This is a genomic window from Microbacterium sp. Ld4 (assembly GCF_045066555.1).
Classification (GTDB): Bacteria; Actinomycetota; Actinomycetes; order Actinomycetales; family Microbacteriaceae; genus Microbacterium.
Genome location: NZ_JBISHE010000011.1, coordinates 442127 through 460000 on the forward strand (window position 1 = coordinate 442127; position 17874 = coordinate 460000).

A 17874-nucleotide genomic window follows, 5' to 3' on the forward strand; every position below is an offset into this window, starting at 1 on the left:
GGCGTCCGCCCTCGGGAGGCGCCCGGAGCAACCCCGAGCGACCCCCGAGCCCGGCGATCTCAGCCGGCGGCCGCGCGCGCCGCGGCGGGAAGCGCGTCGGCGATCCGACCGAGAGCGAGGTCGTCGTGGGCGGCGGTGAGAAACCAGGCCTCGAACGCCGATGGCGGCATCGACACACCGGCATCCAGCATCGCGTGGAAGAACCGGCCGTAGGCGGCGGTGTCCTGCGTCGTCGCCGTGGCGTAGTCGGGCACTCCTCCGACGACGGTGTCACCGAAGAAGATGCTGAACAGGGTGCCGGCCCACTGCACGACGTGGGGCACGCCGGCCGCGGTCAGAGCAGCGGATGCCGCCTCGGCGACCGTGTGCGCCGCGGCATCCAGCCGCGCGTACACGTCGGCGCCGGCATGCGTCAGGGTGGCGAGCCCCGCGGCGACCGCGACCGGGTTCCCCGAGAGGGTGCCCGCCTGGTAGACCGGACCCGTCGGAGCGAGCAGATCGAGCAGGTCGGCGCGGCCGGCGAGAGCGGCCACCGGGAGCCCGCCGCCGATCACCTTGCCGAACGTGACGAGGTCGGGCACGACGTCCTCGCCCGCGGCGGTGAGCACGCCCGCATAGCCCGACGCCGACGACCGGAAGCCCGTGAGCACCTCGTCGCTGATGAGGAGCGCGCCGTTGCGGCGGGTGATGTCGGCCAGGAAGGCGGTGAAGCCGGGGGCCGGGGGCACGACGCCCATGTTGGCGCCCGCGGCCTCGGTGATGATCGCGGCGATCCGGCCCTCGTGGGCGCGGAAGACCGCCTCGACGGCCTCACGGTCGTTGTACCCGATGACGAGCGTCTGCGCCGCGATCGGGGCGGGCACGCCGGCGGACCCCGGGAGGGCCAGGGTCGCGAGGCCCGAGCCCGCCTGAGCCAGGAGGCCGTCGGAGTGACCGTGGTAGTGACCGGCGAACTTCACGAGCAGATCGCGCCCGGTCGCCGCACGGGCGACGCGGATCGCGGTCATCGTCGCCTCGGTGCCGGTCGAGACGAGCCGCACCTTCTCGGCGGCGGGCACGCGGCGGCGGATCTCCTCGGCGAGCTCGGTTTCGGCCGAGGTCGGCGCCCCGAACGACAGGCCGCGGCGCGCGGCGGCGATCACGGCGTCGACCACCGCGGGGTGGGCGTGCCCGAGCAGCGCCGGACCCCAGCTCGCGATGAGGTCGACGTACTCGCGGCCGTCGGCGTCGGTGACGTACGGTCCGTTCGCCGACGCCATGAAGCGAGGCGTGCCGCCGACGGAGCCGTAGGCCCGCACGGGCGAGTCCACACCCCCCGGGATCACCTCTCGTGCCCGGGCGAACAGTTCGTCGTTGCGGCTCATGCGAGTTCCTTCCCGGCGCGCAGCCATCCGGCGACCTCGATCGCCCAGTACGTGAGGATGACATCGGCGCCCGCTCGGCGGATGCCGAGGAGGCTCTCGCCGATGGCGCGATCGCGATCGATGAGCCCCGCGGCGGCCGCGTGCTCGATCATCGCGTACTCCCCCGACACCTGGTAGGCCCAGACCGGGACGCTCGAGCGCTCCGCGACGCGGTTCAGCACGTCGAGGTAGGGCATCGCCGGCTTGACCATGACGACGTCGGCGCCCTCGCCGATGTCCAGCAGTGCCTCCTCGATTCCCTCCCGACTGTTGGCCGGATCCATCTGGTAGGTCCGCCGGTCGCCCTGCAGGGTGGACTCGACGGCGTCGCGGAACGGGCCGTAGAACGCGGAAGCGTACTTCGCGGAGTAGGCCAGGATCGCGACGTGCGCGAAGCCCTCGGCATCCAGCGCGTGGCGCACCGCGGCCACCTGACCGTCCATCATCCCCGACAGACCGAGGACGTCGGCGCCGGCACGCGCCTGCGCGACGCCCATGCGCCCGTACACCTCGAGCGTGGCGTCGTTGTCGACCGAGCCGTCGGGCGCCAGAACGCCGCAGTGGCCGTGATCGGTGAACTCGTCGAGGCAGAGGTCGGCCTGCACAGTGAGTCGCCCGGCGGCGGCGCGCGACGCGACGACGATGGCCCGGTTCAAGATGCCGTCGGGGTCGGTCGCTCCGCTGCCGACCTCGTCGCGCTGCGACGGGACGCCGAACAGCATGATGCCGCCGATCCCCACCGCTGCCGCCTGGTCGACGACATCGGCGATCGCGCCGAGCGGATGCTGCCACACGCCCGGCATGCTCGCGATGGGCTGAGCCTCGTCGATGCCCTCTTTCACGAAGACGGGGAGCACGAGCTGCGAGGGCGCGAGGTGGTGCTCGGCCGACAGTCGGCGGAGGGCTGCGCTGCCGCGCAGGCGGCGGAGGCGGCGGGTGGGGAATGCGGTCATGAGAGGTCCTTGTCGTCAGGGAGGGCATCGATCTCCGCGATCAGCGCGTCGATGCTCTGCGTGCGAGCGGTGTGGCCGACGGTGAAGCCGAGCGACGTGCCGTCCCTCGTCGTCCCCGGCCCGATGGATGCCACGAGGGTCGTGGCCGGGAGCGCGCCGATCTGACGGCGGAGCTCCCTGCCGACGCTGAGCGAGGTGAGCAGCACGATGTCCACGGCGCCCGAGCGCAGGTCGGCGGCGACCCTCTCGTCGAGGTCGACGCCCACGGTGCGGTAGCCGATGCAGACGTCGACGGCGTAGCCGCGCACCTCGAGCTCGTCGCTCACGACGGCCTGTGCGAGGTCGCTGCGGACGACGAGGCACCGACCGGTGCGCGCGGGCGTGCGACCCTCGCACCACTGCGTGATCATCGCGGCGGCCGACGACGCCCCCGCGGGGACGAAGTCGACCTGCCAGCCCGCGTCGGCGACGGCCCGGGCGGTGGCACGGCCGACGGCCGCGATGCGGGTGGATGCCGGCACCTCGATGCCCTGGGCGCGGAGCTCGTCGACGCTCGCGGCGCTCGTGACGAAGAGCCAGGCGTAGTCACCGGCGGCCAGCGCGCCGAAGGCCCGGTCACGGGCGGCGGTGTTGCGGGGCGGTGCGGAGGCGATCAGCGGCGCGACGACGGCATCCGCTCCCCGGGCGCGGAGTTCGGCACGCACCCGCTCGGCCCATGCTCCCCCGCGCGGGACGAGCACCCGCGCACCGCGCAGACGCCCCCCGACGGTGCCGGTCATCGTGACGATCCGGCGAGATCGGCGAGGTCCGCCGCCCCTCCGGCGAGCAGCTCACGGACGACGTCCGCCGCGGCATCCTCCAGGTCGGCCGACCCGGTCAGCTCGCGCTGCGCGCCGACGCTGCGACGACCGTCCTCGGAGTACACGCGGGCCACGAGCGAGACCCCCTCCGCGTGGGGCACCGCGTCGATGGCGACCGGCGCGGCGCATCCGGCCTCGAGGCGCCGGAGGATGGCACGCTCGAGGTGGGCGGCGCGGGCGGCGGACGGGTCCTCGACCCGCGCGACCGCCGCGGCGACCGCGGCGTCCTCCTCACGGACCTCGACGGCGAGGGCGCCCTGCGCCGCAGACGTGGGCCAGTCGAGGATCTCGGTGATGGCGGCGTCGCGGCCGATGCGGCGGAGCCCCGCCTCGGCGAGGATCACCGCGTCGAACTCGCCGTCCACGACCTTCCGGAGGCGACTGTCGACGTTGCCGCGGATGCCGTCCACGACCAGATCGGGACGACGCTCGAGCACCTGCGCGACCCGTCGGGGCGAGCCGGTGCCGACGCGGGCTCCGGCGGGGAGGGTGTCGAGGGTCAGGCCGTCGCGGGCGCTGAGCACGTCGCGCTGCGAGGCCCGCTCGGGGACGGCTCCCACGACGATGCCGGGATAGGGCGCGGTGGGGAGATCCTTCATCGAGTGCACGAGCAGGTCGCATTCGCCGCGCAACAGGGCGTTGCGGAGCGCGGTCGCGAAGACGCCCGTGCCGCCGAGCTGGGCGAGCGGACCGGAGAGCACGTCGCCGTCGCTCGTGATCGGGACGAGCTCGACGTCGACCTGGGCGGCCTCGGCGATCGCGTCGGCGACCAGCTGGGATTGGGTCGTGGCGAGCAGGCTCGCGCGCGTTCCGAGTCGGAGGGCGGTCACGGCACCACCCCCGCGAGGGCCGGCTGGAATCCGAGGCGCTTGTTCTCGCAGCATCCGGGACGACACACGTCGTACCAGGGGCCGAGCTGGGTCGCGGCGGGCCGGTCTTCGGCCGGTGTGCCCTCGATGCGCTCCTCGATCAGGTCGACGAGCCCGCTGACGTAGGCCGGGTGGGTGCTCGGTGTGGCCGTGCGGACGCCGATGAGTCCGAGCTCCTCCGCCGTCTCCATCGCCTCGGTGTCGAGGTCCCACATGACTTCCATGTGGTCGCTGACGAAGCCGAGCGGCACGATCAGCACGGCCTTGCGGCCACGCCCCGGCAGCTCCTGCATGGCGTCGTTGATGTCGGGCTCGAGCCACGGCACCTGCGGCGGGCCCGACCGGCTCTGGAACACGAGCTGCCAGGAGCTCGGGATGCCGAGCCGGGTGATGATCTCCTGCGCCACCGCGGTGTGCTGAGCGACGTACGCGCCGCCCGCGCCGAACCCGCGCTCCGGCGGGCCGGAGCGGTCGGCGTCGGAGGTGGGGATCGAGTGCGTCGAGAAGAGAATCTCGACGTCGTTCTCGAGGTCGGTGATGCCGCGCTCCGCGAGCTCGGCGATGCCGGAGCGGATGCCGTCGACGAACGGGGCGACGAAGCCCGGGTGGTCGAAGAACTGCCGCACCTTGTCGATCGTCAGCTCGCGCTGCAAGCCGGTCGCCTCGACGGCGTCGGCGAGGTCCTCGCGGTACTGACGGCACGACGAGTACGAGCTGTACGCACTGGTCGCGACGGCGAGGAGGGTCTTCTTGCCCGCGGCGTGCGCCGACTCGACCGCGTCGGTGACGTAGGGCATCCAGTTGCGGTTGCCCCAGTAGACCGGCAGGTCGAGCCCGCGGGCGCGGAGCTCCTCGTCGAGCGCGGCCTTCAGCTCACGGTTGTGCTCGTTGATCGGCGACACCCCGCCGAAGTGGCGGTAGTGGTGCGCGACCTCCTCGAGGCGCTCGTCGGGGATGCCGCGACCGGCGGTCACGTTCCGGAGGAACGGGATGACGTCGTCCTGCCCCTCGGGACCGCCGAAGCCGAGCAGCAGGATCCCGTCGTAGGGGGTGGGGACGCTCACGTGGGGGTCGCCCGCGCACGCCGCCTCGCTCGCCCCGGCCACACTGCAGCCGTCGGCGATCACGGTGCCCGATGCCCGGGGCGGCTTGGGACGGAACTCTCCGCCGATGTTCTCCGCACTCATGACAGCACCTCCGCCAGCTCGTCGATCTCCACTCGCCGTCCGGTGTAGAACGGCACCTCTTCGCGCACGTGGCGGCGGGCGTCGGTGGCGCGCAGCTCGCGCATCATGTCGACGAGGCTCACCAGGTTGTCGCTCTCGAGCGGCAGCAGCCACTCGTAGTCGCTCAGGCCGAAGGTCGACACGGTGTTCGCGACGACATCCGTGAACACGGCGCCCTTGCGCCCGTGCTCGGCGAGCATGCGCCCGCGGTCGGCCTCGGGCAGCAGGTACCACTCGTAGCTGCGCACGAACGGATACAGGCAGAGCCACTCGCGAGCGTGCTCACCGCGGAGGTACCCGGGCACGTGGCGCTTGTTGAACTCGGCGTCGCGGTGCACTCCCATGGCGCTCCACACGGCCGTGAACGATGCGAGCGGCGCGGTCCGGCGGAGCGCACGGAGCGAGGCCTGCAGGGCCGCGGGGTCTTCGCCGAACAGCCATACCATGAGGTCTGCCTCGGCTCGCATGCCGGTCACGTCGTACAGGCCCCGGAGGGTCACGCCGTCGGCCGCGAACGTGTCGATGACGGCGCCGAGCTGTCCGAGGTCGTCGGACGTCGGAGCCGCCGCGCGGGGCCGGGGGCCGGCGAGGATCGCGAACAGCGTGTAGCCGAGGCCGGGGGCTGACGGTGCGTCAGCGGACATGGCGTTCTCCTTCGTGAGGGGTGGGGCGTGCGATGAGGTCAGCCGCGAGGGCGCGGGCGTGCGGGATGACCGAGGCGAGTCCCGTTCCGGCCGCGACGGCTCCCGCGACGTGGATGCCGGGGGTCGCCGCCGCCAGCAGGGCGGTGCGGGCAGCCGGCGGGCAGACGGCATCGGGCCAGGTGACGGCCGTCACCGACCGGACGGCAGCCGGGGAGACGGCGACGCCCGTGAGAGTGCGCACCGCGCGGGCGACGCCGGCTTCGTCGTCGAGTCCTCCCGCGGCGGCGTCGCGCGCGGACAGCCGGACGACGTGGGATCCGGGCGGAAGCGCCGCCGACGGCCAGTCCCACTTGGCGTCCACGTGCGTCAGCGCCTTGGCGGGCGTGGCGACATCGGGCGCGACGATCACGCCCGACCCGATCGGGCGGGCGGCGAGGGCGGGCGCGACGATCTCGGCGACGGTGAGACGGACGGGGTCGGCCGGGGTGATGTCGACTCCGAGCAGCCGCGCTGCGGCGGCGGGGCCCGTCGCGATGACGACGTCGCGGGCAGCGAGGGTGGGAGCCCCCGTGATGCTCACCTCGACCGCCGTCGCACTGCGGGAGACGGCGGTGACGTGGGCGCCCGTGCGGATGGCGGCGCCGGCGCGGAGGGCCGCCGCCTGCAGCTCGGTCGCCAGGCGCCAGAGGCCGCCCTCGACGCCGCGTACGGCCGACCCGGCCTGCGAGGCCGGCGCAAGGGCGTCCACCGCGGCCGTCAGCGAGCCCCGGACCAGGAACTCGGCCCACAGCGCCGGATGCAGCGCCGAGAGGCGGACCGAGCCGGCATCCTGCGAGTACACGCTCCGGCACAGCGGTTCGACCAGACGGGCCGTGACGGCAGGCCCGAACCGGGCGGTCGCGAGCGCGGCCAACGACGGCTCGTCGCCGGTGTGGCCGGGGAGCGCGCGCTCCTGCGCGGCGCGCCGTGCACCTCCGCGACCCAGGATGCGGACGACGTCGGATGCCGTGGGGTCGGCGGGCAGTCCGATCAGCGCACGGCGGGGCAGCGGCGCGCGGCGCGTGCGGCCGAAGGCCCCTCGGAACGCCAGGTGCGCGCCCCCGCGCCGCGGTTCGACGAGCTGGACGGGCAGCCGGGCATCGGCCACGAGGTCTGCCACCCCGCTGGTGCGGATCGCGAACGACTCGGCGCCGACATCGAGGCCGACTCCGGCGATCGTGCCGCGGCGCAGCATCCCGCCGATCTGATCGTCGCTCTCGAGCACGACGACGTCACGGCCGGCCCGTGCCGCCTCCCAGGCGACGGTGAGTCCGCCGATGCCGCCGCCGATGACGACGAGGTCGTGCACCGTCACGGCTGAGGCCGCCAGTCGTGCACCGTCCGGACGACGGCGGAGATCGCGTCGGGGTCGGCTTCCATCGGCACGCCGTGGCCGAGGTTGAAGACATGGGCCCGGGGCACGCGTCCGGCTTCGAGGATGCGGTGGATCGCCGCCGTGCGGACGTGCTCGGGGGCGAACAGGAGGGCGGGGTCGAGGTTGCCCTGCAGGGTGAGGTCGCGTCCGATGCGGCGGCGCGCTTCGTCGAGGGGTACGCGGTAGTCGACGCCGAGCGCGTCGATGTCGGGCGTCGCCATGTCGGCGAGGATCTCTCCCGTGCCGACACCGAAGTGGACGAGCGGGAGGCGGTCGATGCCGTCCGGAAGCGGCAGAGCGCGGGCGTGGCCGAGCGCGGCGACCGATGCCGGCAGCACCGACGACCGGTAGTCGTCGGGGTGCAACCCGCCCGCCCACGAGTCGAACAGCTGACCGGCGCTCGCGCCCGCCTCGATCTGCAGCGCGAGGAAGCGCCCGGTGACCTCGGCGAGCCACATCGTGAGGTCGTGCCAGGCCGCGGGGTCGTCGTGGATCAGGCGGCGCGCCGCGAGGTGGTCCTTCGACGGGCCGCCCTCGACGAGGTACGCCGCGAGCGTGAACGGGGCGCCGGCGAAGCCGATGAGCGGCAGGGGCTCCCCGCGCTCCTCCGAGAGCTCGGCGAGCATGCCGGTCGTCCGGCTCACGGCATCCGCGATCGCACCGCCCCGCTCGGTCACGAGGGCCGGGTCGATCTTCACGGCGGCCGCGATGTCGGCGGAGGTCTGCAGCGGCGAGGAGAACACGGGCCCGCGTCCGGCGACGATCTCGACATCGATGCCCAGAAGAGCGAGCGGGATGATGATGTCGCTGAAGAAGATGGCCGCGTCGACGCCGTGGCGGCGGACGGGCTGCATCGTGATCTCGCTCGCGAGCGCAGGGTCGAGACAGGCGTCGATCATGCTCCCCTGCGAGCGCAGGGCCCGGTATTCGGGCAGCGAGCGACCGGCCTGGCGCATGAACCACACCGGGGTCGTGTCGGGACGGTCCCCGAGGAGGGCCCGGACCAGTCGCGACTGCGCGGTGCGGTGGGCGATCAGGGGATGGCGGGAAGCCGGAATGATGAACTCCTCGAATCGGTTAATCGATATACTAGTCCCGATCCGAGGGGGTTCTCCGCACTGTGCTCGTCTGTCTGACCGCTCATCAGCGCTCCACTCCGTTCGACTCCCTCGAACGGCTCTCGAGCGTCGGCGACGACCTCGCGACCCAGCTCTCGACCGTGCACGACTCGGTCCGCGGAGCGGTCGTGCTCGCGACCTGCAACCGCTTCGAGGCCTACTTCGACCTCGCCGAAGACCCCGACCTCGCCTCTCCCATCCCCGCGATGGATGCCGCGATGGAAGCCATCGCCGACGCCGCCGCCCTGCCCTACCGCTCGCTGCGCGAGCACGTCGACTTCGCGCACGGCAACCAGGTGGCCCATCACCTCTTCTCCGTCGCCTCGGGTCTCGATTCGGTCGCCGTCGGCGAGGACGAGATCGCCGGTCAGGTGCGCCGCGCCCTCGAGTCGGCCCGTGAGCACGGCGTCACGACCGCACCGCTCGAGCACCTCTTCCAGCGGGCCACCGAGACCTCGCGGACCGTGAAGAACACGACTCGCCTCGGCGAGTCGGGACGATCCCTCGTGCGGCTCGCCGTCGACCTCGTCTCCCCGCGGCTCGACGACTGGGCGACGACCCGGGTGCTCCTGGTCGGCACCGGCCGCTACGCGGCGGCCGCCCTCGCCGCCCTCCGAGCCGTCGGCGCGCAGGACATCCGCGTGCACTCGCGCTCCGGCCGCCAGAAGTTCGCCAACCGCGAGCACCTCGTGCACATCGGCGTCGACGACTACGCCGCCGAGGCGGCGGCGGCCGACGTCGTCGTCACCTGCACGGCGACCTCCGACACGTTCGCCCTCGAGGCATCCGCCCACGCCGGCGCCCGTGCAGGCAGCACGAAGGCGCAGGTCGTCATCGACCTGGGACTGCCGCGCAACGTCGACCCCGACGTCGCGCTGCTGCCCGGCATCGACCTGCTCGACCTCGAGACGATCCGGTTGCACGCCCCCGTCGATGAGGCCGTGACGGTCGGGCAGGCGCGAGAGATCGTCGGCGCGGCCGCGCAGCGTCACGCCCAGGCCCGTCGCGTGCACGAGGTCGCTCCGTCCGTCGTCGACCTGCGGCACTTCGTCCAGGGCCTCCTCGACGAGGAGCTCACCAGGGCCCGCCGCCGCGGCGACTCCCCCGAGGTCGAGACCGCGCTCAGGCACTTCTCCGGCGTCCTGATGCACCAGCTGATCGCACGCGGGCACACCCTCGCCTCCGCCGGTTCCGGCTCGGCGTGGGCCGACGCGGTGGCGACGATCCTGCCCGCCGCCGCGGCGCTCGCGCCGAACGACGAGGGCGAACGCGCGTGAACCCGAGCGTCACGCTGAAGGACATCGCCCGCACCGTTGGTGTGTCGACGGCGGCCATCAGCCAGGCGCTCAACGACCGCGGCAGCATGCGCGCCGAGACCCGTGAACGGATCAAGGCGGTCGCTGCCGAACTCGGCTATGTGCCCAACCGTCACGCGGCCGCCCTCCGCAGCGGACGCACCATGACGGTGGGCTTCGTCATGTCCGACGAGGCCGCCCCCGATCGGCGCTGGGAGCTCGAGCGCACGCGCAAGCTGACCTCCCTCGTGCGCTCGGCCGCCGAGCACGGCTTCACAGTCACGGTGCTCCCCGAATCGACACCCGACCTTCTGGCCGGCACCGTCATCGACGCGCTCTACGTGCCCGACGCCCGCGGCAGCCAACCGCTCCTGCGGGCGGCGATCGCTCGCGGCATCCCCGTCATCGCGGACGACCAGTTCATCGACGGCACCCGCGGCCTCAGCATCCGCACCGGTTACGACGCCGCGGTGCGCGCGGGCCTCGACGTGCTCGCGGCCGGCGGCGCGGAGCGGATCGTGTTCCTCACCGAGGACGGCGGCCATCCGCGGACCGAGATCACACGGACCGCTTTCGAGATCTGGAGCGCGGTGCGCGGCCGTGAGGCGCTCGTCCGCACGGTGGACCCGTCGCGGCGCAGCCTTCCCCGCGCGCTCACCGAAGCCCTCGCCCTGGGCGCCGACGCCATCTTCGCGGGCGCGGAGGATGGCCCGGACGTCTACCTGCAGCTCGAGGAGATGCGCCTGGTGATCCCCCGCGACGTGCAGCTGGTCGCCCTCTGCGCGAACGACTGCACGATGAACCGCCGCCTCGACATCACCCACGTGTGCGTGCGACCCGACCTCGCGGCCGAGGCGATGTTCGAGACCCTTCCGGCAGCGCTCCTCGAAGACGGTCCCCGCGTCGTCGACCTGCCGTGGGAGCTCATCCTGGGAGCCACGACCCGGCCCGCTCTCCGCGCACTCCAGTCCGCGAGCGCCTCGTAGGACTCAGTCCTCGAAGGCGCCGTAGACCTCGAGCGTGTTCCGCGCAATCTGCCGCGAGAGCTCGTCGACGTCGACGCCGAGTTCGGCTGCGATGAAGCGCACCGTGACCGGCACGAGGTACGGCGCGTTCGGACGGCCGCGGTGCGGCGTGGGCGTCAGGAAGGGTGCGTCGGTCTCGACGAGGAGGCGCTCGAGCGGCGTCACGGCGAGGGCGTCCCGGAGCTTCTGCGCGTTCGAGAACGTCACGTTCCCGGCGAAGCTCAGCCAGTAGCCCCGGTCGGCGCTGTAGCGCGCCATGTCGGCGTCGCCCGAGAAGCAGTGGAAGACCGTCCGCTCGGGTGCGCCCACCCGTTCGAGGGTCGCGAGGACGTCGTCGTGCGCGTCGCGGTCGTGGATCTGCATCGCGATCCCATGGCGCTTCGCGATGTCGATGTGCGCCTCGAAGCTCTCGAACTGCGCCGGGCGACCCTCGTCGTCGGTGCGGAAGAAGTCGAGCCCCGTCTCGCCGACCGCCCGGACGCGCGGCTCCGCGGCGAGCCCGTCGATCACGGCGATCGCCTCGTCGAGGCGGCCCGCCGCCTTGTACGCCGGGGCCTCGTTCGGATGGATCGCGACCGCCGCGAGGACGCGCGGGTTCTGGGTCGCGGCCCACGCCGACCATTGCGACGACTCGATGTCGCCCCCCGCCTGCACGACGCCGAGGACGCCGACGGATGCCGCGAGCTCGATCTGCTCGGCGAGCGAGCGCGGCTCGTCGCCGTCCTCGATCTCGAGGTGGGTGTGGTTGTCGTAGACGCCGACGCGGAGAGGTTCGGGCGGTGCCGGCCAGCGCACGTCGCGAGACGACTGCTCCCGCCGCCGGACGTACTGACTCGGATCGACCGTCATACGCTCTGCTCGACGCGCGGGAAGAGCGGCGCGAGCGAGCTGACGCGGCTCTCTGCGGGGAGCTGCCCCCACCGGCCCGCCTCGCGGAGCGGCTGCTCCTGGAGGACGCCCGGTGCGCCGAGCGCCGTCCACAGTTTGCCGGTGGCCACCGGCATCACGGGCGAGAGGAGCACGGCGAGGGCGCGGAGGCCCTCCGCCGCCGTGTAGAGGACGGTCGAGAGCCGCTCGCGCTGCGCCTCGTCCTTGGCCAGGGCCCACGGCTCGTTCTCGGTGATGTACCCGTTCAGGTCGTCGACGATCGTCCAGATCGCCTCGATCGCCTCGTCGGGCCGGAAGGCGCCCATCGCGGTATCGGCGGCGCTCGCAGCATCCGCCACGATCCCGCGCACGCGCAGGTCGCGCTCGGTGGGTTCACCGGAGGAGGGAACGACGCCGTCGAAGTAGCGCTCGATCATCGCGATCGTCCGCGACGCGAGGTTGCCGAAGCCGTTCGCGAGTTCGGCCTGGTAGCGGGCGGAGAGGTCCTCCCACGAGAACGACCCGTCCTGGCCGAACGAGATGGCGGAGAGGAAGTAGAACCGGTACGCGTCGGCACCGAAGACGTCGGTGATCTCGGTGGGCGCGATGCCGGTGAGCTTCGACTTCGACATCTTCTCGCCGCCCACGAGCAGCCACCCGTGCGCGAACACGCCGCGAGGGACGTCGAGGCCCGCCGCCATGAGCATGGCGGGCCAGATGACGGCGTGGAAGCGGAGGATGTCCTTGCCCACGACGTGATAGGCCGGCCAGCGGCGTTCGAACTGCGCGGGATCGTCGCCGTAGCCCACGGCGGTGGCGTAGTTGAGCAGCGCGTCGACCCAGACGTAGATGACGTGCGAGTCGTCCCACGGCACGCGGATGCCCCAGTCGAACGCGGAGCGCGAGATCGAGAGGTCCTTGAGGCCGCTCTTGACGAAGGAGACGACCTCGTTGCGGGCGGAGTCGGGGCGGACGAAGTCGGGCTCGGTCTTGTAGAGCTCGAGCAGGCGGTCCTGGAACTCGCTCAGCTTGAAGAAGTAGTTCTTCTCCTGGAGCAGCTCGAGCGGCTTGGAGTGGATCGCACAGACCTTGAGGCCCTCGAACGCGCCGGTGCCGTCGACGATCTCCGCCTCGGGCTTGAACTCCTCGCAGCCGACGCAGTAGAGCGCCTCGTACTCGCCGGCGTAGATGTAGCCGCTGTCGTAGAGCGCCTGGACGAAGGTCTGCACGCGCTCCTCATGGCGCGACTGCGTCGTGCGGATGAAGTCGTCGTTGGCGACCTCCAGGGTCTCGAGGAGCGGGAACCAGGACTCCTCGACGAGCTTGTCGACCCACTCCTGCGGCGTGACGCCGTTCGCGGTCGCGGCGCGCAGCATCTTCTGCCCGTGCTCGTCGGTGCCCGTCAGCATCCAGGTGTCGTCGCCGGCCTGGCGGTGCCAGCGCGCGAGGGCGTCCACCGCCACCGTCGTGTACCCGTGCCCGATGTGGGGCAGATCGCTGGGGTAGTAGATGGGGGTGGTGATGTAGAAGGAGCCGCCGGAAGTCACCCTGGAATCCTATGCGGGACGGCGGCGACTGCGGAGCCTGTGACGCTCAGGCGCTCTCGCGGGCGACGAGCGTGGTGGGCAGCACGACCGATTCACCGGGGCCGCCCGCGATCAGGTCGAGGAGCACCTCCACCATGCGGTGTGAAATCTCCGACCACGGCTGGCGCATCGTGGTGAGGGGCGGGTCGGTCGTGGCGGCGAGGCCGGAGTCGTCGAAGCCCGCCACGGCGACGTCCTCGGGGACGCGTTTGCCGGCCTTGCGGAGCGTTCCGATCGCGCCGACCGCCATGATGTCGGATGCCGCGAACACCGCGTCGATGTCGGGCGCGCGCTCGAGCAGCCGGGCCATGGCCGCGGCTCCCGCCTCGCTCGAGTAGACGTCCTGCTCCACGAGCCGGGGATCAAACCGGTCCCCCATCTCCTCACGGAAGCCGACGAGCCGGTAGCGGCCGCCGGGCGTGTCATTGGGGCCGGTGATGACGGCGATCCGCTGGTATCCACCGGAGAGCAGATGCCGGGTCATCGCGCGGGCGGACTCCTCCTCGTCGACCGACACGGTGGGGACGTTCGCCCGGTCACCGAGCGGGACGCCGGTGCAGACGGTCGGCACACCGGCCGCGGTGAGCGACGCCAGGAGCGGGTTCGATTCGTGCGAGGAGATGAGCAGGACCCCGTCGACGTGCCCGGCGCGCACGTAGCGCTCGATGTTCTCGTACTGGGAGGGGTGCTCGGCGATGAGGAGCACGAGCGTCATGTCGCGCTGTGCGAGGGCTTCGGTCGCCCCGCGGAGAAGCAGGGCGAACGTCGGGTCGGCGAACAGCAGGTGCTGCGGCTCGGTGAGGAGGAACGCGACGGAGCTGGCCCGGCCCGTCGCGAGGGCCCGGGCGGCGTGGCTGACGGTGTAGCCGGTGGTCGTGATGGCGTCCTCGACCGCGGCGCGAGACTCCTCGGAGACCCAGCGGCCCCCGTTGATGACGCGTGAGACCGTGCCGTGGGACACGCCGGCCACCTCCGCCACGTCGCGGATGGTAGGCCGTCTGCGCTCAGGAGGAGGAACCACGCGCTGACTCTATACCTGAGGGCGTCCCCCTGGGACCGGTCACAGTTCGATAACGGGACCGCTCCCGCGAAGAGGCGGCACGTAGACTTTCCGGCGAACCTGTTACCGGTCACAGTCGCACACAGCGACACGACCGACCGCCGAGATCGATGAGGATGGCAGCCCGGAATGACGACCGCAGAATGGCCACGACTGGAGGGCATCGCCTACGGCGGTGACTACAACCCGGAGCAGTGGCCTCGCGAGGTCTGGGCGGACGACGTCCGCCTCATGCGCGAAGCGGGCGTCACCATGGTCAGCATCGGCATCTTCTCCTGGGGCCTCATCGAAGTCCGCGAGAACGAGTTCGACTTCACCTGGCTCGACGAGATCATCGAGCTGCTCCACGCCGGCGGCATCGCCGTCGACCTGGGCACTCCGACCGCCTCTCCCCCCGCCTGGTTCTTCGCGGCCTACCCCGACGCCCGCGCCGTCACGAAGGACGGCGTGCCGCTCGGCTTCGGCGCCCGCGGCATGGTCTCGCATTCCGCCCCCGAGTACCGCACCGCGATCGCCCGCATCGCCGGTGCCCTCGCCGAGCGGTACGGCGACCACCCCGCCGTCGTGCTGTGGCACATCCACAACGAGTACGGCGTTCCCGTCGGCGAGGACTTCTCCGCGCACTCGGTGCGTGAGTGGAGGCTGTGGCTCGAGCGCCGCTACGGCACCATCGCCGGACTCAACGCCGCCTGGGGCACCGCCTTCTGGGGTCAGCACTACGAGGAGTGGGCGCACGTCGGCGCCCCGGCCGCCGCACCCTCGATCATCAACCCGGCGCAGAAGCTCGACTTCGCGCGCTTCACCGACGACCAGCTCCGCGCGTGCTTCGGCATCGAGAAGCAGGCCATCCGCGCGCACGCCACGCAGCCGATCACCACGAACTTCATGGCGAACCAGCACCACGGGGTCGACCTGTGGGCCTGGGCGCGCGAGGTGGACATCGTCTCAGACGACCACTACCTGTGGGCGGCTGACGAAGAGGGCGAGATCGGCCTGGCCATCGCGGCCGACCTCTCGCGCTCGGTCGGCGGCGGCAAGCCGTGGATCCTGATGGAGCACTCCACCTCCGCGGTGAACTGGCAGCCCCGCAACATCGCGAAGCGTCCGGGCGAGATGGCGCGGAACTCGCTCTCGCACCTCGGCCGCGGCGCCGACGGCATCCTGTTCTTCCAGTGGCGCGCGGGACGGTCGGGAGCGGAGAAGTTCCACTCGGCGATGCTCCCCCACGCCGGCACCGACTCCCGGGTGTTCCGCGAGGTCGTCGACCTCGGCGCGAAGCTCGGCCGCCTCGGCGCGGTGCGTGGCTCCCGCGTGCACGCCGATGTGGCGATGCTGTGGGACTTCGAGTCGTTCTGGGCACAGGACCTCGAGTGGCGTCCGACCGAGGACCTCACCCACGACGAGCGCATCCGCGCCTACTACGAGCGGCTCTGGCGCGACGACATCACGGTCGACTTCGCCCTCCCGAGCCACGACCTGTCGGGTTACCGCCTCGTCGTCGTCCCCGCTCAGTACCTTCTCCGCACCGCGGATGCCGCCAACCTCACCGACTACGTCCGAGGCGGCGGAACCCTCGTGGTCTCGTTCTTCTCCGCCGTCGTCGACGAGAACGACGCCGTCCACGCGGGCGGCTTCGCCGCTCCCCTGGCCGAGGCTCTCGGCATCCGCGTCGAAGAGCACCTGCCGCTGCGCGAAGGCGCCACCGCGGAGGTCGCCTATGGCGATCGCCGTCTGACGAGCGACATCTGGCAGGAGGACGTCTCGGTCACCACGGCCGAGATCCGCGGCTCGTACCTGAGCGGTCCGGCCGCCTCCGGCCCCGCCGTGACCCGCAATGAACTGGGCGACGGCGTCGCCTGGTACGTCAGCACGCGACCGGATGCCGACGGCCTCCGCGCGATCATGTCCGACGTCTACGCCGACGCCGGCATCGCGCCCCGGGGAACCCCCGCGGGCGTCGAGACCATCGTCCGCCACGGCGAGGAGGCCGACTTCCTCGTCGCCATCAACCATGGGGCCGATGAGGCCTCGATCCCCACGTCCGGAGTCGACCTGCTGACACAGGAAGAGATCCGGGGCACGCTGGTGCTGGCAGGAGGCGACGTCGCCGTCGTCCGTCTGCCGCACACAGCCGACACGAGCAATCGATGACCGATCGCTCACCGGCGGGCAACCGCCGACAGCACTGAGAGAAACCGTCTCGGCCACCCGGCCGAGGCACATCACCGGTCGTGACGGCGCGACCTCCCCGCGAGGCCCCGCCGCATCGACCACATCCGGAAGGAACATCATGCGCAAGATGGGCATCGGCGTCGCTGCACTGGCGGCCGGATCCCTGCTGCTGGCAGGTTGCGCCAGCAGCACCACCCCCGCGGCACCCCAGGAGTCTGAGGCTGCTCCGATCGACGCCAGCGGCGTCACCCTGACGGTGTGGACCGACGAGAACCGCGCGCCGGCCATCGAGGCCGCCGCCGCCGCGTTCGAGGAGGAGACCGGCGCGACCGTCGAGCTCGTCCAGAAGAACTTCGACGACATCCGCACCGACTTCACCAACCAGGTTCCGACCGGTGAAGGCCCCGACCTCACGATCGGCGCACACGACTGGCTCGGCGGCCTCGTCCAGGCGGGTGTCGTCTCGACGCTCGACCTCGGCGAGAACACCGACAAGTTCGCTCCGGTCGCGACCGAGGCGTTCACCTACGACGGTCAGCTCTACGGCATGCCGTACGCGCTCGAGACGATCGCCCTCGTCCAGAACACCGACCTCGTCGGCGAAGACGCTCCGGCGACCTTCGACGACATGATCGCCGCGGGTGAGGAGTCGGACGCCGAGCGTCCCTTCGTCATCAACACGGTCGGCCAGACCGGCGACGCGTACACGATGTACGGCCTGCAGACTTCCTTCGGGGCTCCGGTCTTCGTCCAGGACGACTCGGGCTCGTACACGAGCGAGGTCGGCATGGGCGGCGACGCCGGCAACGCGTTCGCGACCTGGCTCGGCGAGAACGGCGAGAAGGGCACCGGCTACGTCTCGACCACGATCGACTACGACACCAACAACGAGCTCTTCGCCTCGGGCGACGCGGCCTTCACGATCCAGGGACCCTGGGCCGTCGAGGCGCTCACCGCGCAGGGCGCCAACATCAAGGTGAACCCGATCCCCTCCGCCGGCGGAGAGACGGCAGCGCCCTTCGTGGGCGTGCAGGGCTTCTACCTGAGCGCCGAGAGCGAGAACCCGCTCATCGCCCAGACATTCCTCACGGAGTACCTGGCCACCGATGAGGCGCAGAAGGCTCTCTACGAAGCCGACCCGCGCATCCCCGCGTGGACCAGCCTCGCCGAAGAAGTCTCCGCCGACCCGGTGATCGCCGGGTTCGTCGCCTCCTCGGAGAACGGCGTTCCGATGCCGTCCATCCCCGAGATGGGCTCCGTCTGGGATCTGTGGAACGCCGCACAGGTGCAGATCATCAAGGGCGCCGACGCCGAGCAGACGTGGACCAAGATGGTCAGCGACCTCGAGGCGACCATCGGTTGACAGCCTCCCGGGGGCGAGG

The 17874-nt window shown here is 71.9% G+C and carries 15 protein-coding genes; 4 read left to right on the plus strand and 11 right to left on the minus strand.

The window, feature by feature from the left end; all coding sequences use genetic code 11:
- Window positions 1–59: 59 nt before the first annotated feature.
- Genes ACJJV7_RS09495 through hemE form a run of 8 tightly spaced genes read right to left on the minus strand, consistent with a single transcriptional unit; the run spans window position 60 to window position 8376 of the window.
- The gene (locus ACJJV7_RS09495; protein WP_405375361.1) at window positions 60–1364 is read right to left on the minus strand and encodes a glutamate-1-semialdehyde 2,1-aminomutase; all 1305 of its coding nucleotides are present in this window, start codon (window positions 1362–1364) and stop codon (window positions 60–62) included.
- Window positions 1361–2356: a porphobilinogen synthase gene (gene hemB, locus ACJJV7_RS09500; protein ID WP_405375359.1), complete on the minus strand. Its 996-nt coding sequence runs from the start codon at window positions 2354–2356 to the stop codon at window positions 1361–1363. The genes ACJJV7_RS09495 and hemB overlap by 4 nt, the downstream gene beginning before the upstream one ends.
- Window positions 2353–3135 (minus strand): uroporphyrinogen-III synthase, encoded by a 783-nt coding sequence (locus ACJJV7_RS09505; RefSeq protein WP_405375357.1) that lies wholly within the window; start codon window positions 3133–3135, stop codon window positions 2353–2355. The genes hemB and ACJJV7_RS09505 overlap by 4 nt, the downstream gene beginning before the upstream one ends.
- A complete protein-coding gene (gene hemC, locus ACJJV7_RS09510) occupies window positions 3132–4046 on the minus strand; it encodes a hydroxymethylbilane synthase (protein ID WP_405375356.1) in 915 nt (304 codons plus the stop codon). The genes ACJJV7_RS09505 and hemC overlap by 4 nt, the downstream gene beginning before the upstream one ends.
- On the minus strand, window positions 4043–5272 hold the full coding sequence (locus ACJJV7_RS09515) for a ferrochelatase (protein ID WP_405375354.1): 1230 nt from the start codon (window positions 5270–5272) through the stop codon (window positions 4043–4045). Before ACJJV7_RS09515 ends, hemC begins: the two co-directional genes overlap by 4 nt.
- Entirely contained in the window at window positions 5269–5955 is a 687-nt protein-coding gene (gene hemQ / locus ACJJV7_RS09520) for a hydrogen peroxide-dependent heme synthase (RefSeq protein WP_405375352.1), read from the minus strand. Before hemQ ends, ACJJV7_RS09515 begins: the two co-directional genes overlap by 4 nt.
- A complete protein-coding gene (locus tag ACJJV7_RS09525; protein WP_405375350.1) occupies window positions 5945–7309 on the minus strand; it encodes a protoporphyrinogen/coproporphyrinogen oxidase in 1365 nt (454 codons plus the stop codon). Before ACJJV7_RS09525 ends, hemQ begins: the two co-directional genes overlap by 11 nt.
- Entirely contained in the window at window positions 7306–8376 is a 1071-nt protein-coding gene (gene hemE / locus ACJJV7_RS09530; RefSeq protein ID WP_405376176.1) for a uroporphyrinogen decarboxylase, read from the minus strand. Before hemE ends, ACJJV7_RS09525 begins: the two co-directional genes overlap by 4 nt.
- A 113-nt stretch (window positions 8377–8489) precedes the next feature.
- Here hemE and ACJJV7_RS09535 point away from each other — a divergent pair, with 113 nt between their 5' ends.
- Window positions 8490–9764, plus strand: coding sequence for a glutamyl-tRNA reductase (locus ACJJV7_RS09535; protein WP_405375348.1), 1275 nt, complete (start codon window positions 8490–8492; stop codon window positions 9762–9764).
- Window positions 9761–10768: a LacI family DNA-binding transcriptional regulator gene (locus ACJJV7_RS09540; RefSeq protein ID WP_405375346.1), complete on the plus strand. Its 1008-nt coding sequence runs from the start codon at window positions 9761–9763 to the stop codon at window positions 10766–10768. Before ACJJV7_RS09535 ends, ACJJV7_RS09540 begins: the two co-directional genes overlap by 4 nt.
- Before the next feature lie 3 nt (window positions 10769–10771).
- On the opposite strand, the gene ACJJV7_RS09545 is transcribed toward ACJJV7_RS09540, so the two are convergent.
- The 3 genes from ACJJV7_RS09545 to ACJJV7_RS09555 are packed head-to-tail and all read right to left on the minus strand — an operon-like array spanning window position 10772 to window position 14281.
- Complete coding sequence (locus ACJJV7_RS09545) at window positions 10772–11656, minus strand: TatD family hydrolase (RefSeq protein WP_405375344.1); 885 nt, start codon at window positions 11654–11656, stop codon at window positions 10772–10774.
- A complete protein-coding gene (gene metG / locus ACJJV7_RS09550) occupies window positions 11653–13221 on the minus strand; it encodes a methionine--tRNA ligase (protein WP_405375342.1) in 1569 nt (522 codons plus the stop codon). Before metG ends, ACJJV7_RS09545 begins: the two co-directional genes overlap by 4 nt.
- Window positions 13222–13267: 46 nt before the next feature.
- Window positions 13268–14281 (minus strand): LacI family DNA-binding transcriptional regulator, encoded by a 1014-nt coding sequence (locus ACJJV7_RS09555; protein WP_405375340.1) that lies wholly within the window; start codon window positions 14279–14281, stop codon window positions 13268–13270.
- A gap of 168 nt (window positions 14282–14449) precedes the next feature.
- Here ACJJV7_RS09555 and ACJJV7_RS09560 point away from each other — a divergent pair, with 168 nt between their 5' ends.
- Together ACJJV7_RS09560 and ACJJV7_RS09565 are read left to right on the plus strand one after the other, a co-directional pair.
- Window positions 14450–16471: a beta-galactosidase gene (locus tag ACJJV7_RS09560; protein WP_405375338.1), complete on the plus strand. Its 2022-nt coding sequence runs from the start codon at window positions 14450–14452 to the stop codon at window positions 16469–16471.
- A gap of 139 nt (window positions 16472–16610) precedes the next feature.
- Complete coding sequence (locus ACJJV7_RS09565) at window positions 16611–17855, plus strand: extracellular solute-binding protein (protein ID WP_405375337.1); 1245 nt, start codon at window positions 16611–16613, stop codon at window positions 17853–17855.
- Window positions 17856–17874 lie beyond the last annotated feature (19 nt).